17 protein-coding genes and 1 pseudogene are annotated in these 25,706 nt (G+C 40.1%); 3 read left to right on the forward strand and 15 right to left on the reverse strand.

Annotation, left to right across the window (positions count from 1 at the left end):
* Window positions 1-49: 49 nt before the first annotated feature.
* From J2X75_RS09440 to J2X75_RS09460, 5 genes are all read right to left on the reverse strand, one after another.
* Window positions 50-1,294: an RES domain-containing protein gene (locus J2X75_RS09440; RefSeq protein ID WP_310335974.1), complete on the reverse strand. Its 1,245-nt coding sequence runs from the start codon at window positions 1,292-1,294 to the stop codon at window positions 50-52.
* A 627-nt stretch (window positions 1,295-1,921) separates the two neighbouring features.
* Window positions 1,922-5,464, reverse strand: a complete 3,543-nt coding sequence (locus J2X75_RS09445; RefSeq protein WP_310335975.1) for a hypothetical protein — start codon at window positions 5,462-5,464, stop codon at window positions 1,922-1,924.
* Window positions 5,465-5,598: 134 nt separating this feature from the next.
* A complete protein-coding gene (locus J2X75_RS09450; protein WP_310335976.1) occupies window positions 5,599-9,375 on the reverse strand; it encodes a hypothetical protein in 3,777 nt (1,258 codons plus the stop codon).
* 21 nt (window positions 9,376-9,396) lie between these two features.
* Window positions 9,397-10,092: a hypothetical protein gene (locus J2X75_RS09455; RefSeq protein ID WP_310335978.1), complete on the reverse strand. Its 696-nt coding sequence runs from the start codon at window positions 10,090-10,092 to the stop codon at window positions 9,397-9,399.
* 8 nt (window positions 10,093-10,100) lie between these two features.
* Entirely contained in the window at window positions 10,101-10,463 is a 363-nt protein-coding gene (locus tag J2X75_RS09460) for a helix-turn-helix domain-containing protein (RefSeq protein ID WP_310335979.1), read from the reverse strand.
* A gap of 143 nt (window positions 10,464-10,606) precedes the next feature.
* On the opposite strand from J2X75_RS09460, the gene J2X75_RS09465 reads away from it, so the two are divergent.
* A complete protein-coding gene (locus J2X75_RS09465) occupies window positions 10,607-11,611 on the forward strand; it encodes a DGQHR domain-containing protein (RefSeq protein WP_310335982.1) in 1,005 nt (334 codons plus the stop codon).
* A gap of 281 nt (window positions 11,612-11,892) precedes the next feature.
* On the opposite strand, the gene J2X75_RS09470 is transcribed toward J2X75_RS09465, so the two are convergent.
* The 4 genes from J2X75_RS09470 to J2X75_RS09485 form a co-directional block, all read right to left on the reverse strand.
* A complete protein-coding gene (locus J2X75_RS09470; protein WP_310335984.1) occupies window positions 11,893-12,291 on the reverse strand; it encodes an RDD family protein in 399 nt (132 codons plus the stop codon).
* A gap of 313 nt (window positions 12,292-12,604) precedes the next feature.
* Window positions 12,605-13,069, reverse strand: a complete 465-nt coding sequence (locus J2X75_RS09475) for a hypothetical protein (protein WP_310335986.1) — start codon at window positions 13,067-13,069, stop codon at window positions 12,605-12,607.
* Between the two features lie 180 nt (window positions 13,070-13,249).
* Window positions 13,250-13,666, reverse strand: coding sequence for an ABC transporter substrate-binding protein (locus J2X75_RS09480; protein WP_310335987.1), 417 nt, complete (start codon window positions 13,664-13,666; stop codon window positions 13,250-13,252).
* A 66-nt stretch (window positions 13,667-13,732) separates the two neighbouring features.
* Window positions 13,733-14,089, reverse strand: coding sequence for an ABC transporter transmembrane domain-containing protein (locus tag J2X75_RS09485; protein WP_310336719.1), 357 nt, complete (start codon window positions 14,087-14,089; stop codon window positions 13,733-13,735).
* 379 nt (window positions 14,090-14,468) lie between these two features.
* Between J2X75_RS09485 and J2X75_RS30340 the strand changes: the two genes are divergently transcribed.
* Both J2X75_RS30340 and J2X75_RS09490 read left to right on the forward strand, forming a co-directional pair.
* Window positions 14,469-14,696, forward strand: coding sequence for a cupin domain-containing protein (locus J2X75_RS30340; RefSeq protein ID WP_397383517.1), 228 nt, complete (start codon window positions 14,469-14,471; stop codon window positions 14,694-14,696).
* Window positions 14,697-14,750: 54 nt separating this feature from the next.
* A pseudogene (locus tag J2X75_RS09490) lies at window positions 14,751-15,063 on the forward strand (YbaK/EbsC family protein).
* Between the two features lie 154 nt (window positions 15,064-15,217).
* Here J2X75_RS09490 and J2X75_RS09495 read toward each other — a convergent pair.
* The 6 genes from J2X75_RS09495 to J2X75_RS09520 form a co-directional block, all read right to left on the reverse strand.
* Window positions 15,218-17,725, reverse strand: a complete 2,508-nt coding sequence (locus tag J2X75_RS09495) for a WG repeat-containing protein (protein ID WP_310335988.1) — start codon at window positions 17,723-17,725, stop codon at window positions 15,218-15,220.
* A 134-nt stretch (window positions 17,726-17,859) separates the two neighbouring features.
* Complete coding sequence (locus tag J2X75_RS09500) at window positions 17,860-19,266, reverse strand: hypothetical protein (protein WP_310335989.1); 1,407 nt, start codon at window positions 19,264-19,266, stop codon at window positions 17,860-17,862.
* A gap of 13 nt (window positions 19,267-19,279) precedes the next feature.
* Complete coding sequence (locus J2X75_RS09505; protein WP_310335990.1) at window positions 19,280-19,822, reverse strand: sigma-70 family RNA polymerase sigma factor; 543 nt, start codon at window positions 19,820-19,822, stop codon at window positions 19,280-19,282.
* A gap of 218 nt (window positions 19,823-20,040) precedes the next feature.
* A complete protein-coding gene (locus J2X75_RS09510; RefSeq protein WP_310335992.1) occupies window positions 20,041-20,319 on the reverse strand; it encodes a hypothetical protein in 279 nt (92 codons plus the stop codon).
* Window positions 20,306-22,138 (reverse strand): hypothetical protein, encoded by a 1,833-nt coding sequence (locus tag J2X75_RS09515; RefSeq protein ID WP_310335994.1) that lies wholly within the window; start codon window positions 22,136-22,138, stop codon window positions 20,306-20,308. The genes J2X75_RS09510 and J2X75_RS09515 overlap by 14 nt, the downstream gene beginning before the upstream one ends.
* Window positions 22,139-22,142: 4 nt before the next feature.
* A complete protein-coding gene (locus J2X75_RS09520) occupies window positions 22,143-25,700 on the reverse strand; it encodes a DUF4132 domain-containing protein (RefSeq protein ID WP_310335996.1) in 3,558 nt (1,185 codons plus the stop codon).
* Window positions 25,701-25,706 lie beyond the last annotated feature (6 nt).

A 25,706-nucleotide genomic window follows, 5' to 3' on the forward strand; every position in this document is an offset into this window, starting at 1 on the left:
TGGTGGCATCTATTTGTACATGGTGTTAACTCCGAACAAGCAGATCTAATTAAAATGGTAAATCAAAAGAGATTTTTTTCTCCTCTCGTCCTTTCATCGAAATATTAAATAAAAGGTCGTAAGACTCCACATCTGTTGAAGGGGTAAGATCCAAATCTATTTCCATATTAAAGAGAGCATAGTTCGTGTAACTTAATGAGGAATCGTCTTGATGAACGCCTAAGTACACCACACCATCATATCCAATCTTATTGCAGCATGCTCCAATGAAATTTGGGAGTAAGTACGATTCTTTTAGTGTGCTATCATCCTCATTAATCTCATTAAAAAAGCCCGCAAAATACGAATCAAAATGACCAATATCAAAAAGTTTAAACTCTTTCTTAGTGATTTCGAACGTGCCGACATCAATTACCTGATGATATTGTGGCCGTAATTCATAAGGAATCATATCGATATTATCCGTAGCATAGAATACGGGAACCCCGATAGCATTGTAGCGTCCATGAGAAGGCTTACCTAAAGGCGCTGCCCCAAGTTGATGATATTTGAGTTGTTCTCCCTGCTTCTCTCTGGTACGTCCTCTATACAGTATCTGTTCTCCTTGTTTTACGACCGTATATTCTTCAAGTTCAAAGTGATCTTGTAATACCTTATAAATTGATTTACCTACAGGGTGTTCAAATGCAAATAAAGGTGAAGATTTGAGATGGTTCTTTAAATCTAATAAACCTTTTTCATTAATATATTCTCCATATTGTTCTGCAAATTTGGAGAACTGTTCATCATCAAATCCCCAAAGTATGTCGCTCTCAGTGTAGATATCATCAGTGAGTTTGAAAACACCTGACATAGGATCATCACTGGATGCTGCTTCTCGTCCATAACCACAACTTGAACAGCGTACTAATTCAGCTAATGCCGGAAGAAGTTCATCCGGTACTTTTGATGAGCTTAGATGTTCCGAAACTGATCTTCCACTAAGTCCTAATTCGCCCATAAAGGGGATCTCGTGTTGTAAACAGTACTCACATTGCTTAATATCTTCTCCTAAGACATCAGCTAAACTGAGTGTTACTTCGTGAGGGACCGTTAGTTTATGGTATTCCTGACGCGATATTATGTCTTCTTCACATAAAATACACGTAAAGTTATCAGTGGATGTGGCTTTAAGGTCCTTCACGTACTTCTCGTAATCCGCGATCGGTTTTCCATGAGTCTTGAACAGATCAAAGATTAAAAATCCGCAAGCCTTACATACTTCTCCATTATTCATATTAAATACTAGATCCATCAGAATTTTCTCTCCTTATTCAAACTTAATTGTATAGTTTATTTAGCTACCCATGATTCTCAATCAGAAAGAAGGTTGAAGAATCCGACCTTCATCAACCTAAAAAATTTAACATCCAATTATGCTAACCCTCACTGTACGTAGCCTATGTCCAGACTGTCACTGAAGACTCATCTATATTTTCTTATCACACTAAATCTATGTCATAATAAGCAAATGGAATTAACTCTGTGGAATCAAGAGAAGTTAATTTGGATATTATTGAGCGTAAACATGCCAAACACAGAGTCTTACCTGGATGAGTTGGAAATCTAATATTTCCCCCTAACTTAGGAGCCGGTGCCCTGCCTTGCTTCTTTTTATGTTATCGGAAAAGCTCCTCTAGGTCGACCACCAATTCGAAGTCGTGACATGCTTCGATCAGCGTCTGTAGGTTACTTATCCTTTTACTAATGTTTATTTACAACAAAGAGACCAGCCCTTTTGAGAAAGCTGGCATATATGCAACTGAATTGATTCAAAAGTGGTGTATCAATAACGGATTTATTCCAATTGAAAATTGCCTTCTCCGAAGAAGTTCGCATACAGAACACCGTTACTAATTAGAAAACTATAAGCCATAGCCATCTATCGTTCATTATCTTCACTTATCTCTCTGTCGATAATCCGTTTTGCTTCACGATCATAAAATTCTGCAATACTTTTTAGAGTGACTGCAAACCGTTGAAATCCTGCATTTTCAGTATCTTCGGCTTTAAGCATATACTCATCTGAAAGTTTGAGTTCAGGTTGTGCAGTCGGATCTATCCAATGTGCACCTCGCGAGTTAAGTACCCCAGATCTAAATCCCCTACGAATAGGATCTGCATCCTTATCATTCAATGCAGTAGCCACAGATTCATTTATCCATAGACCTCCTGCGTCGGGTGGAGAATGGACAAGAACGTGACCAACATTAATTAGTGCAACTTCCAAGTGTCCCGAGTCTGAACAAATCTCTTTGACTCGCTGAAGCCATTTTAAGAAGAATTCATCGTCGAAATCTCCATTTTCGCGACTGCCTGGAGGTATTCGCCAACCATGAAGCAATTTCCAAGCATTCGAAGCAGTTGATTGTGATTCTTCATTTGAATCGACTAATGATTCACTCTTTTTAGAACGATATATCTTACGGATAAGCTCACAAAAGAACTCAGGATCTTCTGAAATATGATACTCCAGTAGTTTGGGAGCAACTTTATTACCGCCTCGATTCAGTAGAGGCAAATAACCCCATTCAATGTGAAAAAGATCCTCGAACTTAACTTCTGGAGATTGATGCAGTATTTTAATTAGTCCTACGATCATACTAGGCTTTATGACATAGCTTGGCTCAGATGAGGATAAACCTGCTTCCAGTGCTTGCAAGCATTGTTTGATATTCAAATTATGCTTCCGGTGTTGGACCACGTTAAGACAATGAATTGCAGCAAAAGGCCTTCCATATTCAATTAGTTTGTTTATTGCAAATGTTAGATCGCATTCTTTCTGATGGGGATTCACATCTGTTTTTGTCCAATATTCATACTCGTTTTCCATTAACCACTTGGCAACACGATCCCAAGTCTCATTACTGAAAGGTAGATAACAAAGAAATCGATTGATTTTTTCTACACTCCAGTTTGCTTTGTGCATCTGGTCTACCCAAGACCAACCGTTTCTAGCATAACGTGACCAGATGTAACCTCTCATCAAAGATATATGATTTTCATCTTCAGATTCTAAATAGTTTGAGAATAAAATTTCATCATTGTTTTCACTTGCTACCGCCCCAAGGCTTATACCTACGTAATAGGGAGATTGCACCCTATATGAAAATTCAATTACTCCATAAATGTCAGTCATTTCTAAGATTTGTATTATTGCTTGTTGACGCTTCACTTCAAGTTGTTTGCTGTTTTCTTCCCAATTCTCCAGATCATCATATAAATCAGGATCATATTCACCGAATAGTCTCTGATGTAAGAGTATTGGATTTTTAGGAATCATATTTGTTGTAGCTTTTTCAAGAATCTTTATCAGTTCATCATCTAAAGCCCATTCTGCTTCAGAGAAACTACGATGTTTTGAGATGAGATTCATAAGTTTATTCCACAGAAAAAATCTTTCTTCTTCAGGCTGTCCAATAACTTTCTCGGAAGACAATATTTCAAGTAGCAAATTGAATGAAGTACGTGGAAGTTCATCTATGTGGTCAATGAGCTGATTTAAAAATGTTGTGTTCTTACTAGCAAGAGAGATAGCCAGATCTGAATAAAATTCTACCTGTTCCCAATATTCACTTTGGGAAGTTTCTTCTCTCCATTGCTCAGGTATACTGTCACGCCACAACGGTTTGTGCGACCCTATTGAAGTCTGATTCTGATTGGGAAGCAGGCTGATTAGTAATTCCCATGCAACATTGGGCAGCTCTTTAGTTAACGTTTTAACAGCAACCTTACGTTTTTGTATCGGTGCTACAGTCTGTGGAAGCCAAGGCAGTAAAATTGTTGTAAGTGAATTGGCTGGACGATTAGACCATGTACCACCAGGGTCAAGGCTAGCTAGTTCACCAAGGATTATACATACCCTCACTAAATATTGTTCTTCCCAAGCTAAAGATTCAAGCGCCCACAACAATCCAGTCAAATAATTCCCACCGGTAACTCCACTACCCTCTTGGGAAAAAAGTTCAACAAATGGGCAATATTCTGAGTGCAGTGCTTGTTCAACTGCAAACAAGAACTCTTCTGGAGCAGCCTCTGCTAAAACTGGAAGTAATTTATTCAAGCTCCCCCAAAGCTTCCAGTCTGCTCCCTCAAATATTCCGCGGATAGCAAGTATGGTTACTGTTTCAGGAAAACCATCAGAACAATTTATTAAATCTTCTCCACGGGTACCTAAGAGTGCTAAAGATTGAGCTAATCCATTTCTGATATATGAAGAATATGTTAACTTTTTCCCATAAACTCCAGCTGCAAATCGTTCTTCTGGAGGAAGTTCAAAAGAAAGATCTGGTTCAGAGAGTACTGATATGATTAAATCTTTTAGATGGTTCAGATTCTGGTCAAAAATACGAGGACTTAGTATCGACCATAGATCAGTTCGATTTTTTGTTTTCCAAACCCCATTACTGAGTGAAAGAGGACTCTCATTTTGCAAAAGCATCTCTCTTGCCTGAAGTAGCCAATTTGGATGATCTTTCTCTAATAAACTATTTAATATTCTCATGTCAGTTTCATTGTTTTCTTCCCACATCCCTATTAAGTTAATTAAAGCAAGTGTGGGTGCTTCTTTAAAATTAGACCAATCTGTTTTTATTTTTTCTGTTTTTATCAATAGCTTGTCAGGTATATGAGACACATTTGAGAGTTGAAATAGTTCTTTTAAATCATCTGGAAGTTTTTCAAATGTAATGGTTCCAGCATTCTGATTCCATGTTTGTACAATATCAACAATGCGAGGCCAAACCCAATGCGGGTATTGTTTGTCAAATTGTGCGATGTGTGAATGCAAAAGTGATAAAACAATTCCCTCTTCTTCTCCGAGATCATAAGATAAAACATAAAAATGATTTAAGAATGAATAAAAATCATCATCTGAAATATCAGTGTTATCATTCGCCAACTTCAAATGGTGCCTCAGAACATCTAACTTGATTTTGCTTTTAGACGGACTGAAATTAGATTGAGTTACGTTCCTTTTAAACTCCTCTAAGTCTTTGGTGTGTTTTGCCTGATTTAATATCCATCGAACATTATGTGAATCAGTAGCATTTAATGGACCAGTAATAAGAACAATAACATCCTTTTCTTTGGTAAAGATATTGGAATTATTAAAATCATTCCAAGCAGCTTGCATTACTTCTGAGAGTATACTGTCTCCTTGGGTAATTCCAATTTTATGTTTAATCTGTGCAAGCATCTTAGCTTTTCTCTTTGAAAAAGGTTCTTCAACAGTTACAATTAAGTCATCCGTATTAAATCCATCAATTTTACCTTGAAGCTTTATTCCGATTACCGGCCATTGCGGTAAACAAGGTACTATTCCCCCAGTAAGCATCAATGTTACAAAAGAAGCTTGGACGTGAGCTTCAAAATGTAACCCTCCGCCACCTGTTGAAAATGGATTACTCAGTTGCTTATCTTTCATAAAGATCAATCCTTATCAAAAATAATATTTCCACTACATATAGAGATCTGAGTCAGGTCAATTTCAAAATTTTATTTTTTTTGAATCGTTAGATTGGTTACTGTATCTTTGATATTCCGAATGGTTTCTAATTTTCACTCAAAACGCTCATTTTGATTCTGTTCTTGAGCTTGCTCCCAATTACGAATCCGATTAATTTCTTTTTTCAAAATTGGCTCTTTATTCTTAGCCCACTCTACAACAATTGGATTCTCGTATTTCATTAAGCTTTCTAATAAGGGAAGACGTTTTAACATTAAATCAGCCAGTGAGTCTGACCAATGATTTGGATGAAAAACATGCATTAAATGTTCCAGAATAACAGTCGGTTCAAAATAATTATCTATCAAATACTTTGCTAAGGAGGTCCATTCTATTTGCTGCGATGGCGATGTGTTTTGATAAGCATCAATAATGGATGCCATTAAGGGGTATCGCTCTGTTTTCTTTACATCACACCAATTGATTATCAGCTCATCAGATATCAAATTTAGTGGGTTAAGGTTTAGTTGCCCGCTAAATATCTGAGCAGTTCTATAATCCATCTCTTCTGTATCCCTTACAAACACTTCTAAAAACTCAAGTGGTTGAACCTCCACCAAAGACAAAAAAACATGATCAAGATCAGAAAAAAACACATTATCTTCTGTTATTGAAGAATATAGCTTAGTAGCAATACGTTTAGCGTTACGGGTAGATTCCACATCTGTAAAACAGATCTTGATTATTTCAGACACAAAATGATGATTATCAAATGAATGTTGAGAAAAATCATAATTTAAAACCAATTCTTGGCCTAAACTGATAATGTCTTGGCTTAAGCCTTTATTATCTCCGGAAATTCGCATATAAAATAATTCTACAGCTACAGCTAATCCATCTTCTTTTGAACTTATAAGACGTATTAATTCGAAGAACTTTTCATTAAAGTCTATATCATGAGTTTGTATTAGAGCTAAACTTGCGAAAGACGAAATCGGTGCTTTTCCGAGTTGAAGCGACCTCTTCAGACGATCTAGACCATCAGTATCTATTACAACGGACTGAAGCGATGGAAAGACTTCTGAAAGCAATTCGTGATCGATTGCTTCATCCAAGATTTCTTCAGCAGAACTTTTATCAGTTAATGCAAGATAGTATAAGAACCCTTGTAGTAGATGATACTTTCGGTTTGAGGGCGTAATTTCACTCAGTTTCTCTACCATGTGAGTCCATAATCTTTTTGCATCACTGGTTCCTTGGGACAATCCTTGTCCTAACTCATATATATTTCTGTTATTAGTACTCAGGAGATGAATTAACAAAGAGTTAAGGATATCTTCTTGGTAACAAAGCTTATGTCCGAGCTCATTTGAAAGAGACCTAACCTTAGTAAATGCTTCTTCAGTTTCGAATATATCATAGGGGTATCCCTGACCCTGTAAGGTTAACAGCATTACTTCATCATATAATGATTTAGGTCCTAACAACGTGTTTAACGAGTCAAGTCGAGTCGAAACTTCATCGGACATTTTATCAGAATCATACCTTTTAGTTTTTTTAACTGCATACCAAGCTTCATACCATGTTTCTTTAGCAGCCAAAATTCGTTTTACAGCAGATTCTAACACCTCATAGACTTTTGCTCTAGTCCAAAGCCCTCTGAATTTGTTACATAAAACTACCTTTATCTCATTTGCAATTGGCTTATCCGATATACCAATTGTCACAGCATATTCAATAAACGTTCCATACCAAGTTTGGATTTCTTCTTTGGATTTTGGATAGTACCCGTAATCTCGCACGTGAGCACCGAAGTTCAAGCTATTAATAGCTGAAAAATTTAAGGCTTCTAGTGATGCATCTAAGAGGTATATTCCAAGTTTAACTTCATTATCAAGATCTGATTCTATGAGGCAGGATATAATCCCAAGCCTTTGCTCAACAGAAGCGTGCGTTCCTGAAAGATAGATATAGAAAAGAGATTTTAGTGTAGTACGTATTGAATTGTGGTTTTCGTTAACATTTTCTGTTAGAGCAAAGTTACAGAGCAACCTAGTAGATCTTTCAAATAAGTCGCTGTCATATGCTAGGGATCTCAATAAATTTGTGTAGTAATAGAAATCAGAATTTTCACGCGAGAAAAATATCGATTCATTATCTTGCTCATTAATTTCCTCCAACCGTGAAAGTACTAACTGAGGATGAAGAGGAGCTACATTTCGAAGGATATTAAGAGCATCCTTATTGAGCTTTCGAAAATCCTTTAATAGACCACCCCTTGAAAGCCAATCCTTAGATACCTCTTGAGCTAATTGACTATTGTGGAGATATCCAAGCCTTCTTGAAAACGATTGTAATAATCTCGGATTAGCATGTATTTCAAATGTACTTCTAATCAATTGTTTAGGAAGATTCTCCAGCGCATTTTGAGCCAGTTTGTTAGCTATGGCATGTGGTAATACAGCTCTCCAAGAGCTTCGTTGCTGTACAAGATCTCTCCTCTTTAGTTCAGCTATGTTCTGATAAAGCTCTAATACACTCATTCCAGATAACTCGGCTAGTAAGGTTATTTCGATACTGTTTGGCCCAACAGTATCAATACTGAACGAATATACAAGTGAACAGATTTCAGCTGCTTTAAGTAATTTGGAGTCAGTATTATTTCGTTGTATGAATAATCTATTGAACAATTCTGCATCCCTGAGATGAGAGATATTATCTCCTATACTGATTGTTCTAGCTATTGCAATGGCAACACGTGCATTTCCACCAGAAATTTTTGCTATCTGTCTTACGGTAACGCTATTTATGTGTTTAAATCTTCTACTGATTACTTTCTCAATTAGCTCAGTTGATGAAGGTTCTAATCGGAAAACCGCTGTTTGTTCGGGTTGATCATCCCTGACATCATACTCAATTGTGAGTAAACTTATGTAATTATCATTGGCATATAACTTAGTTAAATGATTATGAAGATCAGGAGGACAATTATCTACGATCAGTATTCCTCTTTTTCTAAGTGTTTTAAGTCTTGCAGCAAAAGATCTAGGGTCGGGAATCGGAGCATCACCTAGATCAGTGTAAAAAGCCAACGAATTATTAAGAGCTTCTTCACCAATTCGTTTATCAAATAACGCTTGAACTAAGCGTGTTTTTCCCACTCCTGATAATCCGATTAGACGAACAAAAGAACCAGGTCGCCCTAATATGGTTCTCAATTCATGAATACCTTGTAGCAGATCCATACTCTCTGTAGAAACACTTGAAGAGTTAGACAGACGAGACGTACCATCCAATAAATATTCTTCTTCTGTGCTCTCAGTATGGTTTGCCCAGTTACTGAATGCTTGCCATCCTTGTATTGGTTGACCAATCTTGTCTCTAACCCATAGAACTATAGCAGGGTGACTTCTCACCCAACTTGCAACCCGCTCACGATCATAAAAATCCACTTTCAATTGAGAAGCATTATTGTAATCCGATATGGCTTCCAGCATAGCTAATTTTCTACTTTTTAATGAAGAGTCTGAAGTTGATCCCTGGCTACTGATTATTATGTAAGCACCGTTATTATCGGCCAAATCTTTTATCACTTGTCTTAGTAACTTGTTAGGACGCATTTCTAGTAGAATCTCACTCCGAGGCATATCAGGTTTCTTCACTTGAAATGCTGTATGTTGTCTGGGAATAAAGCCATCATTCATTAGTAAAGAATTTGCCTCAACGCGTACATCTATTCCACCATCTTTGGCATTTTGATTACCTCCCCAGGTCACACCTGCGGTCTGGAGTTGCATTGATGATAAGTCAGCTTCACAAAGTAGTCCAATTAAGGATCTCAAATCAGAATCATTAAGTTGAGCGATCTCATCACCCGTTATTTCAAGCATAATCATGCCCCCTATTTGTTGCTAACTTTCTATTGTAATTAGAATATCGTCCAAAATAGAAATCAGATTGTTACGCTGCCCTACTTTCTTATAAACAACAATTTCAGTGAACTCTTCAAAAAGGTTTTTCCAAAATGTTATGACTGTCACTAAAAATATGGATATAAATAAAACACCAAAGAATATAGCAAATTGCCCCTCGGTAGATTGATAGATACTCATCTCATAAATATGTTTGAGAAGATAATTTAAGTTTGGAGCAAGAACTGCTATTAATATACTTGGTGCAATAAGTGGCGGCATTTTGTCTTTGCTATTGTCTGCCTTATATGAGTCCATCAGACGTTCAATTTTCCATTTTGAATAGAGGTTATGCTCTATTAGATATTCTGTTATAAGGTGAACCTGGACTTCATGAAAACCGTCAATCCACTTACCTTTTTCAGTCTTAACTGAAAACTCTCTATTAAGTATAATCCGAGCTTTATTATTGAACTGTTTATGTATATAAACAAAGAACACAAAGAAAACAGTCGCAGATGGAATCGTAATCAAAGTCCAATTTTCTGTTGATAACAGTATTAGTAGAAAAATTGAGATTGGCAGGGTTAATATACATGTGATCATATATCCCCAGAATAGAAACGGCATATTCTGATAAATAAGCACACGTGCCCTTACTTTATTCGTGTAATAATCAAGTAATCTGCTTTTCATTTGATCCTCTATTTCTTTAGATTGTTTAAATTATCAATTGTTTTGAGTATGTCATTCACAAAACTCTCAACTATTTTAATTTCCTCAATATCTCTCTTTACGAGAAGTGCATTGATTCGATCTAGAATTTCGTGCGCTTCTTTATTGGACAAATCATTGTCATAATTACGGAATAATTCTTCTGGTGTTATATCTAAAGCTTCTATTAGTTTTTGCAGGGTATCCAAAGAAATGTTTCTCTCCCCTTTTTCGATCCCACCAATATAAGGCTGTGGTAGATCTACTTGTTCTCCTAAATTAGCCTGAGTTAATCCCTTTGACTTTCTTAGAGATTTTATTCGCTCGCCTACAAAAGCATTAATTTTTATCATAAGTACAATCACCTCTCCCTTAAGAGTAGGTGTACTTATGTATGAAATAAATATACTCAAACTATATATTACCATTAGTAATTATATAATTTAAGATATATATTTTACTTAGAAAAAATAAAATTTCTATAGGAGTGTACTTCATGAGACAATTACCTCATCAAATAGTTATAGAAAATGTTCTCCAAACTAAAATGAGGGGGAAAATTGCATACCAAAGTGCGTTTCCATCCTCAATTGCTATGCATTCAACCTATGTTAAACCATATAACGACCCAACTGGAAAAGGATATCAACGGCCAGTTGATCCGAAACGTGTCGATGAATTTGCACTATACCTTTCCAAAGGTGATAATGCATTATTTACACCAATTCTCTTGAATGCATCTGGTATGTGGGAATTTACAGCGTATGACTCTAGTAGACCTATGTTTGGAAGATTACTTTGCAAGAGTAAAGCTTCTGTACTGGACGGACAGCATCGACTAGGAGGTATTAAACGTTATACTCAGGAAACGCATTCTGAAATTAATGTTCCCTTCATGGTTTTTCACTATTTAGATGACGATGAAGAAATCGAATTTTTCGATACTATTAATACAAAAGCAAAGGGACTCGGGACTTCTCTAAGTAAATATTTGAAGAGAGAACACGATGAATTGAGCTGGATGTCAACTGAACTGTTGATATTTAACGATAGTCCTTTTTATCATATAGGTAGTATTACAGGGAAACGGAGTAAAGGAAGACATATTACTCTTCAGAATCTCCATCGCATGCTAAAGTATTTTTTCAAAGACACCGAGACTACAAATTTATCAAAACATGAAAAGGTAGATCTTGTACTTGAGTTTTTCAATTTAATGCGACAAGAATATCCTCATGAATGGATGAACTATAAAGAATACAAACTTACGCATATTGTATGTTTAGACGCCCTAGCCATGGCTGCATCCAAAGCTTTGTCTAACTGTAAGAAAGAAAACTCAACAAAAATAGACCATCAAAAGTTTATCAAGTCAGTAACACGCTTGAAGAGGATTGATTGGTCTACAGATGGTCCTTTTAAATATTTAAAAGGTATTTCAAGTTCTAAGACTTTAGCTTCAGAATTATTCGATATTATGAATTTGGAAAAAGAGAGTTAGAAGATCTAAGTATTGGTATAGGTTCTGAAACAGTTTCCTATACCTTTATGTCTCATTAGTTGTTCTTTTAAAAAAGCGACGACTAAGACATAATCTATATTCCAGATTTACTACTTATATCAGTTAATATTATGTGTCACAACATATAAAAACATTATATTATCAAGATTTAACAATGATAATAACAAACTAAAAGAAATACGAGTTTTGTGAAACAGTACAAATGATTTAAAAGCAGTGATTTTTACCCCTGCACAGCCAGTTCTTTTATATTCTTCGAGTTAATCCCAAACTACTTCTGTTCCTGCTACAAAGTCATGAATCGCACGTCGATCTTCACGCATACCGACCATAAAAGCACTCACAATAACTCCAATACCCAAAGTTAATACGTACACAAGTCCAGCCACAACAACTCGCATCAGCATCGTACCAATTTTTGGCGGTTCGTGTGTATCGTATTGGCGGATTCGAATTCCACATATACGTTTTCCGATGGTTCGACCATACCAGTAAACTGGTAATAAAATTGAATATAACGCACTAAGTAGTTTGGCAATCGGCTCATCCGCATCAAAGTTACCTGTAAGCACACCTGCAATAATCACTAACGGAATTGAAATAATAAGACTATCCAACACACTTGCTCCTAATCTAATCCAAAAACCTGCTTTATACAAAATGCTTTCCTCCAAACTACAATTTTAAACTAAACGGCTAATTTACTTCATGAACTCCCTTCATTAAAATATCTAACTTTATGTACACAACTCAAATAGTATAACAGAAAATTTTACCTTTTTACGATAAAACTCCTATCTCATTTTAATTGCATTCTTTGTGAATTTTATAACAAACTATCGAATTAACTTAACTGCTGTTCATGTTCACTACTTACTCTTACATAATCCTTTCTAATATTGTATTTAGCTTCTGAGTCTTCATGAAAACACCATAATAATTATGTAAACCAAGAAAGCTACTCAACATTTGTTAAGTAGCCTTCTGTTCGTTCTGCATCTTCCCTCTTCGCCAAATCTTATTCTCCACAATGGCATAGACTAAACCGGCGATGGCAAATATCCATATCGATGTCATTCGGTTCAGATGGTATCCATTCACGAAATATGGATTGTACATGAGATCAAAAACCCACAGCCCGCCCCATCCTAACCCAATCATATAGATGAAAGTTCTCATCATAGGAAAGCATACATATTTCCGCAGCAGCCATGAGATCGGGATAAGAATAACAACATAAAAAGCGACTAAATAGTGACCGAATCCCAGGATAAGCGACAAAATATATATCAAGCCCCCTAGATTACGTAAGCCGTAATACTCTGCCGTTGTAATATGGTACCCTTCAATCCTCTCAAGAACGATGAGTGCTGTAAAGAAGATCCCGATAAATATCAGTCCTAATACCATGTAACGTTGAACCGCGTTCACCAACATCAGATCACCCCAATGTCTAAACGCAGCCAGAACCGTTCAAGTTACATGATTTCGAACAAATTACACAATTACACATAGGCGTTATTAGGTTCTGTTAAATGTTAAAGTTAATCCATCGTAAATTGCTCTAATCCAACGACTACTTCTGACCTTCCAGAATCATCGTACCCAGGCGGTCCATTAGCTCCATTCTCCCCATCGCTGTGTACGAATAATTGTAATTATCGACATTAGAGATTTCAGGCCCCATTCACCGTATAACATCTCAGCTGCCCCATTATTGGAATAGATGACCAGGTTGTTTGGATATGTCTCAATTACGGCAAAGGATTCACCATGTACAGCCGCCTCCAGCTTTTGTTTCCACTCTGCAGATTTCGCATCATACTTGGCCAGATATTCATCTTTCTTGCTTTCTTCTCCAAACGTATCTGCCAAGAATGTCAGGTGAGCTCTCCAATCATAGTAAGAGTAAGGCAATGCAATTGTAGGTCCCATGATGCCTTCCAACCCAATGGAAGCTGACTTCAATTCATCAAAAGAACGACGCAGCCGTTCAAAACGTTTGCCCCCCCATATTGTGGGTCTTGATCTCACGAATACCGCTCAGGTATTCCTGCAGCCGGCTGGCGGCTTCGTTTTTGGCCCGAACATGGTTCTCACTCAGTCGTGCCTGAATGGAATCCGTAAGCCATAACAGAACAGAACCATACCTAAGGGAACCGCAATAAACATAGCTACGGCCATTCTCCAATCCACCAACAGAAGTCCGCCAAAAGCAAGCACAATTGCACTGATTAGCTGCGACAGATTGTGAGAGATCGTATGCTCAACCTGGCCGTAATCACTCAAGATCAGATTCGTCAGATCCCCAGGATCACGTTTTCCGAAAAATCCTAGCGACAGATGACGAATATGTTCGGCCAACTTCAACCTTCCTGAGGCCGCGAGGCTGTATGCTGCCCGATAGGTCTTATCATAGAGTGAGGCGTAAGCCGCATATTCCACCAGAAGCCACACAAACAAGATTATAAGCCCTATTGGACATATGACCTCGTCGCTTAACTTGAGAATGAATGGTGAAGTATTTACATTCTCGCCAAGCAAAAGAAGTGTTGTTGGAGAAAGTTTTCGTTTTTTTCTTGTATAGACAAATATGACTTCTTTGATCTGTAACTCCCGTAATATTTTCCATTTAGTATGGATAAATATGTGAAGGAGTTACTTACATCATTAAACTGTCGCCTATACTGATGTAAGTAAGCCTATGCTTGGACAAAATGAAAGAGAATAGTCTTCACCAACGATTACAACTCTTTGGAAAATCGCAGCGGGCTAAAAGTCCCTTTATCTTTATTATTGGAAGAGCTACCCTACCCGTAACGTTGAAATATTTTATATCGAATTTGATCCTGGATGTCACCATCCATCTGAAAGGCACCTTGATGGTGTGGAAGAATATGTTTTTGTGGTACAAGGTATGTTAGAAATGGTAGTCAACACAAAAAAAATTGTTTTAAAAGAAAATCAAGCACTCCGCTTTCGTGCTAATGTTTTTCATTCCTATAATAATCTCTATCAAGAACCATGTATCATTTACAACATGATTTTTTACCCAAGAACATAGGCAAGTTTCATCTATGATCTTCTAGAAAATATTTTAAAATGAGGTGTGCTGATTATGGCAATTGAAAAAGTAAAAGATTTTTTTAAACAATATGGTATGGATTCTCAAATTATCGAATTTGAAGTATCAAGTGCAACCGTGGATTTGGCTGCATCTGCATTAGGTTGTGAGCCAGAGAGAATCGCAAAAACACTTTCTTTTATGGTGAATGGACAAGCTGTTTTAGTAGTTGCTGCCGGGGATGCAAAAGTGGATAACAAAAAATTCAAAGAGTAGCAATAGTGCTATTGAACTTACAATAAAACAATTAGAAAAATACTCTGGTTATTCAGAGTGGATTGATGTATGTAAAGGATGGAATGATTGATTTATAGTAGTTCTATATGGGGTAGCGCCAACATTTTGACTGTTTTATACGCTAAGTATTAGCGGACATTTACTTAAAGCAGGAAAAATCCGCTGTCTTTGTGTCTGAACGACCTTAGCGTATATTTTCGTTAAAATGTTGGCTGTACCCTCAATCAACCATGAAAATCTTTCCAGAACGAACCTTCTGTATTAATGATATCCTTGATCTGGACAAAAGGAATCGTAAACGTTGGAAATCCTGCTGCATAGGGTGCGATATCATATGGATTGAAATAGAGATGCAACGCATCAGCTGTGACAAAAAACGGCTGATCCGCACTAATCCCCGTATAGGTGTCCGGAAACACATACGAGTATTGAGGATCATTTTTGATCTGATCCCCCACAATCTGGCTTAACACTTTTACGTAGTCACTATTCGGCTTAAATAAATCCTTCAGCTCATACAACTGACCATTAGTCAGATTAATAATCGCATAGATCATCGTAGGCATACCATGCGCTGCACCAGCCGGGTAGTTATAACCTGTGAGTTGCAGTTGCAGCAGTTGCTGCTGATAAAACGTAATATCAAAATCACCTGTATACGTATAATCCAGCTGCTGATCCGCAGGGATCGGTTTAACCTGGGAGAGTTGCTTCAACTTGGCATTCAGCGCAAGCTGCTCCGCTTGGTTCGTTAATCCCTCCACCTGCGGATAATATACGAGGTAGTCCCTGTTTGGTTTGTACTTCTCTTCGCGTACACGGTACGGCGGATGAAGCGGAACGATTGTATTTTGCCGCCAGATGATCTGTCCGGCCCGATTCACATACGATAAGCGCTGGTCTACATAGGCCTTAATCAGATCTGATGCCACGACCTCCAGCATACCCGAACCTTCTACATGCGGATACCCAGCGGCAGGTCTTCCACTCAGATCCAGCAGATAGGTTTGTCTTCCATCCGATGCGGAAGCAAGGCCGTTTTTGTAATTACCTACTTCGCGATATAGGAACTCCGTAAGCCTTCTACCGTTAGTATCTGCAATCGCGTATACAGAGCCAATATAAGGCTCCTCCGGATTAATTGCTTGCCCCAACGCATAACGATGCTCGCCTAGTTCGCGGATGTCATTATAGGCGGGTTGAATGATAAACGATCCCTCCGTATTAATGACACCATAGTTCGATTTGTAATCCTCTGCTGTATTAACAATCGCTTGCCCGTCGCTAAAAGGAAATGCCGATGAAAACTTGGGCTGAATGCGAATATTACCCCGTTCGTCGATGTACCCATATTTGCCCGAGTTTTCTTTTTGAAAAGCAAGCAGTCCATCCCCCAGTGGTCCCACATAGGCATATGGATACGTTGCGAGCCGATGTCCATTGCGATTAATGAGCGCATATTCATTGTCCTTAATCTGCACAACCGCTTTGCCATCTTGAAAATCATTCGCCGAAGCGAACTGTGCAGGTATCACCTCATTGCCCGACGCATCCAGATAACCATACCGACTCACCGAACCATCTGCCTGACCAGGGTTTGAATCGTAAAATAAAGCTCGACCGTCGTTCATATTCGAGATATACGGGTACGCCCGTTTGGTCAGGACTGTACCTTGTTCATTAATCATCTTAAATCCTTGAGAATCAATTGTTATCGCCCGTTCTTCGGAAAAGGAATTGATGGAATCGTATACAGGTTGAACGACATACTGCCCCTGAAGGTTAATCACACCGGCTCGACCATCCTTCACAACCACAGCCAACCCATTGGGCTGAAACTCTTGCGCGTCATTCAATACCGGCTCAAGCCGAATGTGGCCTTGTGCATCCATATACCCCCAACGCGTCCCACTCGTAGTTCGAACGGAGATTGGATATAACCACGTCGTTACCCGGGCATGGCTTACAGGGACCATCGCCTGCTTAATTTTCTTTTCCAGCTCTTGTAGTACTTCTCTGGAAGGATAAGCTTCCGGGAAACTGAGTGCCTTCTGAACGGAAGCGAGTGCTGCCGGATACTGGCCGGCATGGTACTGAGCATCCGCAAGGTAATACCAGTAAAAGATATAATCAGGATATTGCTGGGTTAGTTGCTCGTAATACTGCACCACTTTTGGATAATAGGTTGCATATACATCCGGTGCAGGAACCCATTTCCCATTCTGCCATCGGATAATCTCCACACGATAGGCTTCACCTGTGTCATGTATCCAGAGTGCAATCTCCACTTTCCCATCTCGACCATGTGGACCAGGCATATCTATAATCTCTGCATAGCTATAGTATAGATCGTCAGGCGCCAGATCTTTGAGCCCTGATTCCGTCCACTCATATACGGCAAGCTTAGACCAAATAGAACCAATCCGCCAACCGATAATGAGATTGTTCCTTGCCGTTGAAGTTACAGGGGCAGCAGTCATTAAAGTCACCCCATACCCCAATCCCTTAATTAGTGCCATCTTGATCCAATGTCCTTGAACAAATTTCAGAATGAGCAAATACAGCTCACCATTCAACTGATAGACTGCAGCAATCTCCGGCATACCGTCACCGGTAAGATCTGCCGCATAAATCGCTGGATGTTGAACAGGTTTATCAATAGTGACGACCGTTGCACCAGCCGGAATATGTTGATTCACAATTTGCGTTAACAGCGGTTCGCTCATGGACATATCAGTTTCCTCCCTTATGACCGCATTCGCCTAATGGTATGCTTCATAAATCGGGATATGACATGTAATTCATTTCTGATGACAGAACAAACTTCCGATCGCACTTATCCACCGATTTTTAATTCACTTTTTAATTATTCATCTTGTAAAGTTACTTTTTCTCCATTGATTAGCAGGTAGCTCACATCGTTCACCGGAATGGTCTTAGGGGATATCCACTTAATGAGATCCTGATCCAACTGAAGGAAACCGGATGCGCCAGACAACTTGGTACCATCCTTCAGGTGAACTTCAATACTCAAGTCCTCCACCCGAATCTTGCTAAGGGCCTCACCTGTAAGTGTGACTCCAACCGAGGAAAGAGTTACATTTGCCAGTGAGGCTCCATTTGCATCAAGCTGAATGTTTCCTGTTTTACTCAAAGCATTTTGACTCAAATTAAAAGTAGTTTTCCAATTCCCCTTTACAACTTCACTAATACTCGTAAAGCTGCCTTGAAGTCTCTGCTTATCTAATTCGTCAACAGCAGACAGATCATACACAAACTCCTCATAATCTCCTCCATACCCGACCCCATCTTTCATATAATGTCCATAGCTAACGGAATATTCAGGTATATCGAGCTTTTGACCTTGCTCATCCGTGAAGTAGAAATATCCATGATTATACTCGCCAATCTCATTATCCGGATTAATCTGAATGTGTAACTTGCCATCCACAAAACCCATATTGGAAATATGCATCCAATCAATACCCTCAACAGGGATATTCATTACATCCTGATGCAGTACCGGAATTGGATCGGTTTCCAATTGAATATCGGTTTTACCTCCCAAGCCACTTATACGATCTCGCTCCAGGATTTCATAACTATTGTTTTGCTTTTCTTGTAGCAACTTCTCCCAGTCCACTTGTACGTTGTAACCATCTTGAAGAGATGTACCTGACATCAGCGTATTAATCTGAACGGTAATTCGATTTTTGCTGACTTTTCCTTGAATGAGGAATCGAACAATAGCCGTTTTATTAGCTTCATCATAATGAATAATTTGAGCGTTGTTTGCATTACCTCCGGTGACCCTGTAATCATATACATCCAGCGTCTCGTCAATACGTTGACCCGTCAGATCTGACAAAGAAACATAGATTTCCGTTGTATCTCCGTCCCTGACAGCACCTATAACCTCCATTCGAATCCCTTGATCTTCACTCACCTGATGAACAGGCTGAAGAATGCCAATCCGATCTGCACCTAGAAAATGAAGAATAGAAGGCAGGTCAATGATGCCCATGGATGCAGCTGCCCCTGTAACAAGACATAACGATAACGCAGCGGTTACAGGAATATAGATGGCTTTGCGATACCTTTTTCTTTTATTCATGGACTTCTTGGTCTGTGCGGATGGATATAATACAGGTGGATAAAATGATGAATCTGATCTCGTAACGGTTGGTGGTTCATTCATCGCCAATTTATCATAGAACAACTTTTTAATATTAAAGAGGTTCTGCTCAGTGAATTCTTTGTCGGATTTTCGCATTTGATCGCCTCCTTTATTTCCTGTTCATCCACCATGTCCTCAATCGTTGCCTGGAGCGATAAAGCTTGTTATGGACTTGTCTAACGTGTAGGGACAACGCTTCCGATATCTCATGGGGTCTCTGTCCTTCGTAAAACCGACGTTTCATAATCTCCCGTTCCGGTTCTGGAAAAGAGTCAATCATTTGATTAAGTTCCGTATATGTCTCTTTACTGATCATCTGAACCAACAAATCATCCGTTTGCACCGAATGAATCTCCTCTTCATATGTAAGCTCAGTTCTTCGATTAAGTTTCCGGTAGCGATCAATCGCTTTATGTTTTGTGATTGTTGCAAGGTAATTTTTCAAGCTACTTCGCCCAGATTGGAATGCATCCGGATTCTGCCAAAAAGCAAAAAATGTATCTGCTACGCATTCTTCAATCTCTTCTGCCGATGCATGATGTAGGATGGAATGAGCAATCTTCCATAACAAACCTGCGTAGTGATTCATCACCCATTCCATGGCTTCAGGATCACGATTCACTACTGCCTTCCGCATTTGTTCATCTTCCACGATTATGTATCCCTCCCTTCCATGCTCATATCACGAATGCTCATGTTGATCCGTGCTTCCTACCTATATTCGTTTGGCAAATGACTTTTACTTACTCCACGATAAAAAAAGATTTGCAGTGACCTAGAGGCCTTCTGCAAATCTTCTATATTCTATACTATATCTTATTTATTACATCATATCGCTTCATGGGCCTTCGCTTGGAATCCTAACCAATATTACGCCTCTTCTTGCACACTGAGCTGTACATATTGGGTGAGACGACAATACTGAAATAACAGCAACTCTTCATTACCTTGTCCAAGAGCCACGCTACGCCCTTCCTTGATGAGGTGATTCAACAACTCATGCAGGAAACTCATCTGCAACCGCGAGGATTCCGCTGCGAGCTGCTCAAGCACCTCGATATCACGGATCGCAAACTGGGATAACCCGCGCAGCAGCAACTCTTCTGACCAGCCGTTAATTCTCTGCATGAACTGATTATATTCTTCCAAGTCTGCCCATCCTCCCATTACCGATATCCAGTTTCAGACTGAGCACCGTTTGACCCTTCAGGAAACTGATCGGGCTAATCCGTTTGGGTTCCACACGCACAAAGACATAGAAGTGTTCAAGCGATTGGGAACCATATCCTGACTCCAGTCTTTGGATCATCGCCTGCCAGTCAGATGAATACGGGAGAGTGAGTGCCAGTCTTTCCCCTTCGGTATTCTCAACCGTCAGGACAAGCTCCTGCGTTTGTTTGATAAAGCTATGGTCCACAATTCGAGCCACTTTGATCACAGCCAATCGTTCTTTGGGAGTAGCAAACAAGTCGAACGATCGCGATTCCTCTTGAAGTACAGACGATACATTTTGCATGGTTTTGCCCATATTCAACGTTTCCACACTCGTTCGTGGCAAAATCGCAAGTTTGGCACCTTCCCCGGAAGAGATCCGGCGTTCTTCATTCACTTTAACTGAATGGAATTGAACTTCTTCACCAACAAACTGGCGAAAGGTCAGATTAGGCAGCCATGGTGTGAATGCACCATAATGCTCTGTATATGAGAACTGCTGATCATCATAATATACAGCACGTACATCGCTATAGGTGTAGATTTCCTCATCATCGAAGCAATAGAAGTAATAGGTGATTCCACGGAAACCGGATCGTGTCTCCCACGCATCAGCTCCCAGTCCATACAGGTGAAGTGAAGGCACCGTAAAGTATTTACTTCGAAAACTGCCAATGAGCTGACTCTGCTGAATGACAGGTACCTTTTCTTCTTCAAGAACCTGGAGTGCAAGATACAGCTTACTTATCCGATCCAACATGGATTGCATGGAGAAACGTATATGTCTGTTAAAAAACAACTGTAGTTCCCCTTGAATCCCTCGCAAACTGCGTTCTATGTCAGGCAGGTTGCCACTATGAGCTGCAATTGCCAAAGTCTCCAGTTGTGCCATATAGGACTGAGGAAGGCGGGCCAGTCCCGTCTTCAACAATCCTGCCAGCATAACCCGACATTCCTGCACCGTCTGCAAAGAGAACTTGGCTTCGTACACCCGTCCACTTAATGCATCCGTATCATCCAGCCCTTTTAGGTTCCGATATCGTAGCAAAGCTTCAAGCTTGGCCATTTTCCCAGCAGTCTGCTGCACCTTACATAGTGCTTTTGCAAGGTTCGGTTCCTCCGTAAAAGACACCTCGATATTCTGGGTGGTCAGATGAACCGTAAGAAGTGAATCTTCAATGATATTAATTTCCTCGGGGTACCTCAGTCGGAAAACAACTTCCTCAATCATGGAAGAACTATACGATTTAATTAACACAGTAAGGTCAGACTCCGTCATCCAGCGGAAGCGAGACTCGATCTCACGTGATACCGTATGCGGAATTTCGCTTGGATCATCCACGTTTGATACTAAATTTGATGCTGATTCTGTTACGGATACGTCTTTTGGTACGTCCAACGGATAATTATCCGATATCCCTGAATCCTTATCCAGCGAATGCTTCTCGTCTGCATTCATTGAATCCTCTGCCTTATATTCCCGTTGATCATATAGTATGGCAATCAGCACATGCTTGCAAATATGATCGGCCGGGCAGGAGCATTCCCAACGATCCAGCGTATTTTCAAGCGTACATTGAGTCCCGTCACTGAGCTGACAACTCACAGATGATTCATTCCATGTGTACGTTACACTCACACCATTGTCCAACTCTTTCAAAGACCTTTTGTACAACCCTTTGTTGGCATACCGAATCAGATAATCCTCTGTACACAGCTTCGAAAAACTTCGGAATTTCTCTTTGAATCCACTCACGTCATCAACGCCCCGTTGCTCTCAGAATATCGTAGATCGTTTCACTGAACACGCGACCTGAAACGTTGCCTAGAGCAATGGGTTTGTTGTCCCCATAGTAATAATATTGCTTATTATTCGGTTTGAAGAAATGTAAGGATTCCAGGGTAATGTCATCCAATCCCTCGTAATACGTGATGCTCGTACCGCTGAATTGTAATTCTGCAACAAGATCTCCGTACTCTTTATAAAATTCATGATACCAGCCGCCGTCCTGTGCCGGCCCTTTGATCCAGCCATATTTCTCCAGTGCTTTGGGGAAAGCCGTTGGTGAGAAATCAGACTCGGGCAGATGATCGTATTCATTCTTCATTATATCCTCATCTTCCGGCTGGTGAATCTCACGATTCAATTGCTCGAATGGCTGCTTGATCTCGTAATCCTCCAACTGCGTTGTCCAACCTTCAAGCGTCGCCTGATCCAGCTCCAACGGGTGTATAAGTCCCACTTGTGCACCTGAAGGCAGATCAACCTCGTCTTCATCCACGGAATTGAAGGTGCCGTCCTCCATATAACGGAAGGTGCTGATTAGTGCGCCATCCTCATATGTTCCCCAGATCAGACCAACAGCAAATTTTTGCATGATTACATTTTGTACAAACAGTGCTTTCCACTCATCGGCAGACCACAGACGTTGCTTGGACAATGACTCTTCCAGACGCTGCGCCTGAATGTTAACCATGGATTTGAGATCTTTTTTCAGCTGTGTAAAACGTGCCTTGGACTGTGCTGCCAGATCAGCATCATCTTTCTGTGCAGGAGCAGGCAGACTCTTCACGGATTTGCCCGTTTCTTCATTGAGAACAACCACTTGCAAGTCTCCATTGACCTTAACCAGGAAGGAGCGCTCTCCGTAACTCAGCTGCATGGTTCCTTTTTCATCAAAACCAAGTGTAGTGACAAGTCGATCTTCCAGTTGTTCCGAGGTAAGTCCCATATTATCGGCTGCAAGCTGCAATGCTTCTTCTGCAGCACCTTTCACCTGACGGTTCTTCACGCCACGTTTGATTTTATCAATCGCCATAAGAGCGGATGGATCTTTCAGATAAGCGAGCACTTTTACAGCGTCTGCTGCAATCGCGCCACGACTGTTTTCTGTCCATTCCTTAATTTGCGGAGCCAGAATATTCACAATCTGAATATCGCCAAAGAGTGCTGAAACATACATCACCCACTTTTCTTTCGCGGGGGCACCTTCTTGAATCCAGACCTGAAGCAATTCACTTGCAAAACGAGCGAGCGATGCCTCACTTACGTAATCCCGTAATTCATTTAATCTTTCATTGGGTCCAGACGTGTGATCCAGCGATTGCATCAAAATATAAAGCTTAATTCGGTCATCTAACGGCTGATTGTCCTCTGTTCGCATCAGGGAAGGAAGGTCTTTCAGGGACAACCAGCTTAATCTGGACAGCTTTTTGTTATCTGCCTGATCAGCGAGCGCAGCATGAGCATACTCCGGGCTCAGATCTGCGGTATCCAGCAGAATTTGAATCAGGTTCTTCCAATCCTCTGCCTTCTCTTTCTTCAAAAGCTCACCGTACAGCTCCTTGCTGTTTTCCAGACTGCGGATTGCGGTAAGAGCCATCTCTTTGATTCCCACTTTTTTCTCCGAGAGGTATACGAGCGTATACAAGTCCTGATCAGGAATTCGGTTGAATTCCGCTAACGCCACGCCGTTGGCCTTTTTGGAAGAATCCTGCAATCCGGCACGAATCGCTTCAGCCAATATTTTCTTCGATAACTCATCACGCTGTTCAAAGGTAATCTCCAGAATTAAAATGCGTGTATCTGTTGGCAGTTTCTTGTACTGTGTCAGTGCATAGTCCAGATTCTGCTGAATGATTCGGCGGTATTCCTCATGCGGCATGGATTTATATCTGTAGTCGGTCATGCCATTGAGTGAGATCAGGCTGGTTAGCAATTTCTCACGTTTCACCTCAGGCTCTTGCCCATAACGTTGAAGCAGCTGCTCTCCACTAAACGCGTATGAATGGTACATGTCCGAGATAATATCCAGTGTCCAATCGGGATGAGTGGTCAGGATTGCGAACCTGCGCATCGCCTCCGAGTCCAAGGGCAGAAAACTAATACTAATGAGGTTGTGAACACGCTTCTTATCCCGATTCAGTTGATTAAACAAACCGCGACTATTCGGGTCCTCCCAATATTCCTCAAGGGTGTTTTCCCCACTTAAGTATCTTGCAATCGCAAGTCCTTGACGTCCCCCATCCAATGGATGCCGAAGAGCGTTGAATACCGCTTGCTCCAAGGACCCCTCCGCATTGGGCAGCTCCAAACCCTGATCCTCCATGAATTTCTGAATGCAGAGTTTGAGGAATGGCGGTTTCATAATCTCGTATGCTCGAATCGCTTGTTCAGGACGATTCGCGATCGCGGATTGTAGCATGTTCCAAGATACCGTGTACGAATTAAGCTCGTCCCGCAACATTTCAACCAACTGATAAGGCTCATCCAGAGGCACAAGTCCAGCAAGCAGATCATTTGGACTTTTTGCTCTAGGGTCCATACTCAGCAAGTAACGGCGAACTTCAAGTGGATAAATTTCATGTAATTGATGTATTGTGTGAAGCAAAACATGCCCAATCTCACTATTTGTATCAAGGAACCGTTGTTTACCCCCACTAATGTTAATCAGGTACAACAAGGCACCACTCACAAGCATCATAGTTTGATGGAATACAGTGTGTGAACATTGCTCTTTTGAAGAGAAAGACGTATTGGGATACAGCTCAGCTATGAGCTGACTACGCTTCTCCTTGAGGAATTCATCCTTCAATTCTTGGGAAGATCCGTTATGCTTTCCTTGAATATTACTGACCACTACAGGTTCAATCAACGTATGTAGCTCGCCCCGCAACTTATCTGCATCATTAGCCATTACATGTTGAAACAACACTGGTAACGATTGAACAGAAGATTGAACCTCTGCAAGATGAGAAGCCGTGTCACTGAGTCTTGAATATAGTTGCAGCAGCATTAATGCATTAATTACATCCCGGTAATCCCCTTGACTGTCTGCTTTTTTGGAATCAAAAAGCCACTGGGCACGCTTTAATTTACTCTTTAATTCAGTCAGAATTTCGTTCTCGCCTGCAAACTGTTTGATCTTCTCCAACCGGGACAACAATCCATCCATGCGATTAGCGCTTTTGCTCTTCCCGCTTAATCCGTAGGCTTCGGAGTCATTTCCCATACAGACAGTAAAGGCATCCGTTCTCCATGAATTTCTTTTGGAATAATTGGATTCCAGATATATCACAATAGCCCCGGCACGATAAAAGATATCGCCATCGTCTTTTTTGGCAAGCTTCATGAGCAGATCAATCGTTTGATACACATAATGACTCGAATTTCCCATCATATCCGGGAACTTGTCAGTCGTTCCCAAGACGTAATCGATAATTTCGGAGCTGCGATCTGTTTTTAATGAATACTCGTTTGAACAAGTTACTGCGAATTTCTCCACCAAAGTTTCAACTGCGCGGTCTGCGGTAAGCATTACACA

Origin of the sequence: Paenibacillus sp. 2003 (genome assembly GCF_031455635.1) — a bacterium.
Taxonomy (GTDB): domain Bacteria; phylum Bacillota; class Bacilli; order Paenibacillales; family Paenibacillaceae; genus Paenibacillus; species Paenibacillus amylolyticus_B.

Bases quoted from the DNA above. Each gene is read 5' to 3' on its own strand.
- J2X75_RS09450 (WP_310335976.1), bottom strand. From the start codon at position 9,375: ATGCTTGAAATAACGGGTGATGAGATCGCTCAACTTAATGATTCTGAT.
- J2X75_RS09500 (WP_310335989.1), bottom strand. From the start codon at position 19,266: ATGCGAAAATCCGACAAAGAATTCACTGAGCAGAACCTCTTTAATATT.
- J2X75_RS09495 (WP_310335988.1), bottom strand. From the start codon at position 17,725: ATGTCCATGAGCGAACCGCTGTTAACGCAAATTGTGAATCAACATATT.
- J2X75_RS09475 (WP_310335986.1), bottom strand. From the start codon at position 13,069: ATGTTGGTGAACGCGGTTCAACGTTACATGGTATTAGGACTGATATTT.
- J2X75_RS09460 (WP_310335979.1), bottom strand. From the start codon at position 10,463: ATGATAAAAATTAATGCTTTTGTAGGCGAGCGAATAAAATCTCTAAGA.
- J2X75_RS09520 (WP_310335996.1), bottom strand. From the start codon at position 25,700: ATGCTTACCGCAGACCGCGCAGTTGAAACTTTGGTGGAGAAATTCGCA.
- J2X75_RS09455 (WP_310335978.1), bottom strand. From the start codon at position 10,092: ATGAAAAGCAGATTACTTGATTATTACACGAATAAAGTAAGGGCACGT.
- J2X75_RS09440 (WP_310335974.1), bottom strand. From the start codon at position 1,294: ATGGATCTAGTATTTAATATGAATAATGGAGAAGTATGTAAGGCTTGC.
- J2X75_RS09465 (WP_310335982.1), top strand. From the start codon at position 10,607: ATGAGACAATTACCTCATCAAATAGTTATAGAAAATGTTCTCCAAACT.
- J2X75_RS09445 (WP_310335975.1), bottom strand. From the start codon at position 5,464: ATGAAAGATAAGCAACTGAGTAATCCATTTTCAACAGGTGGCGGAGGG.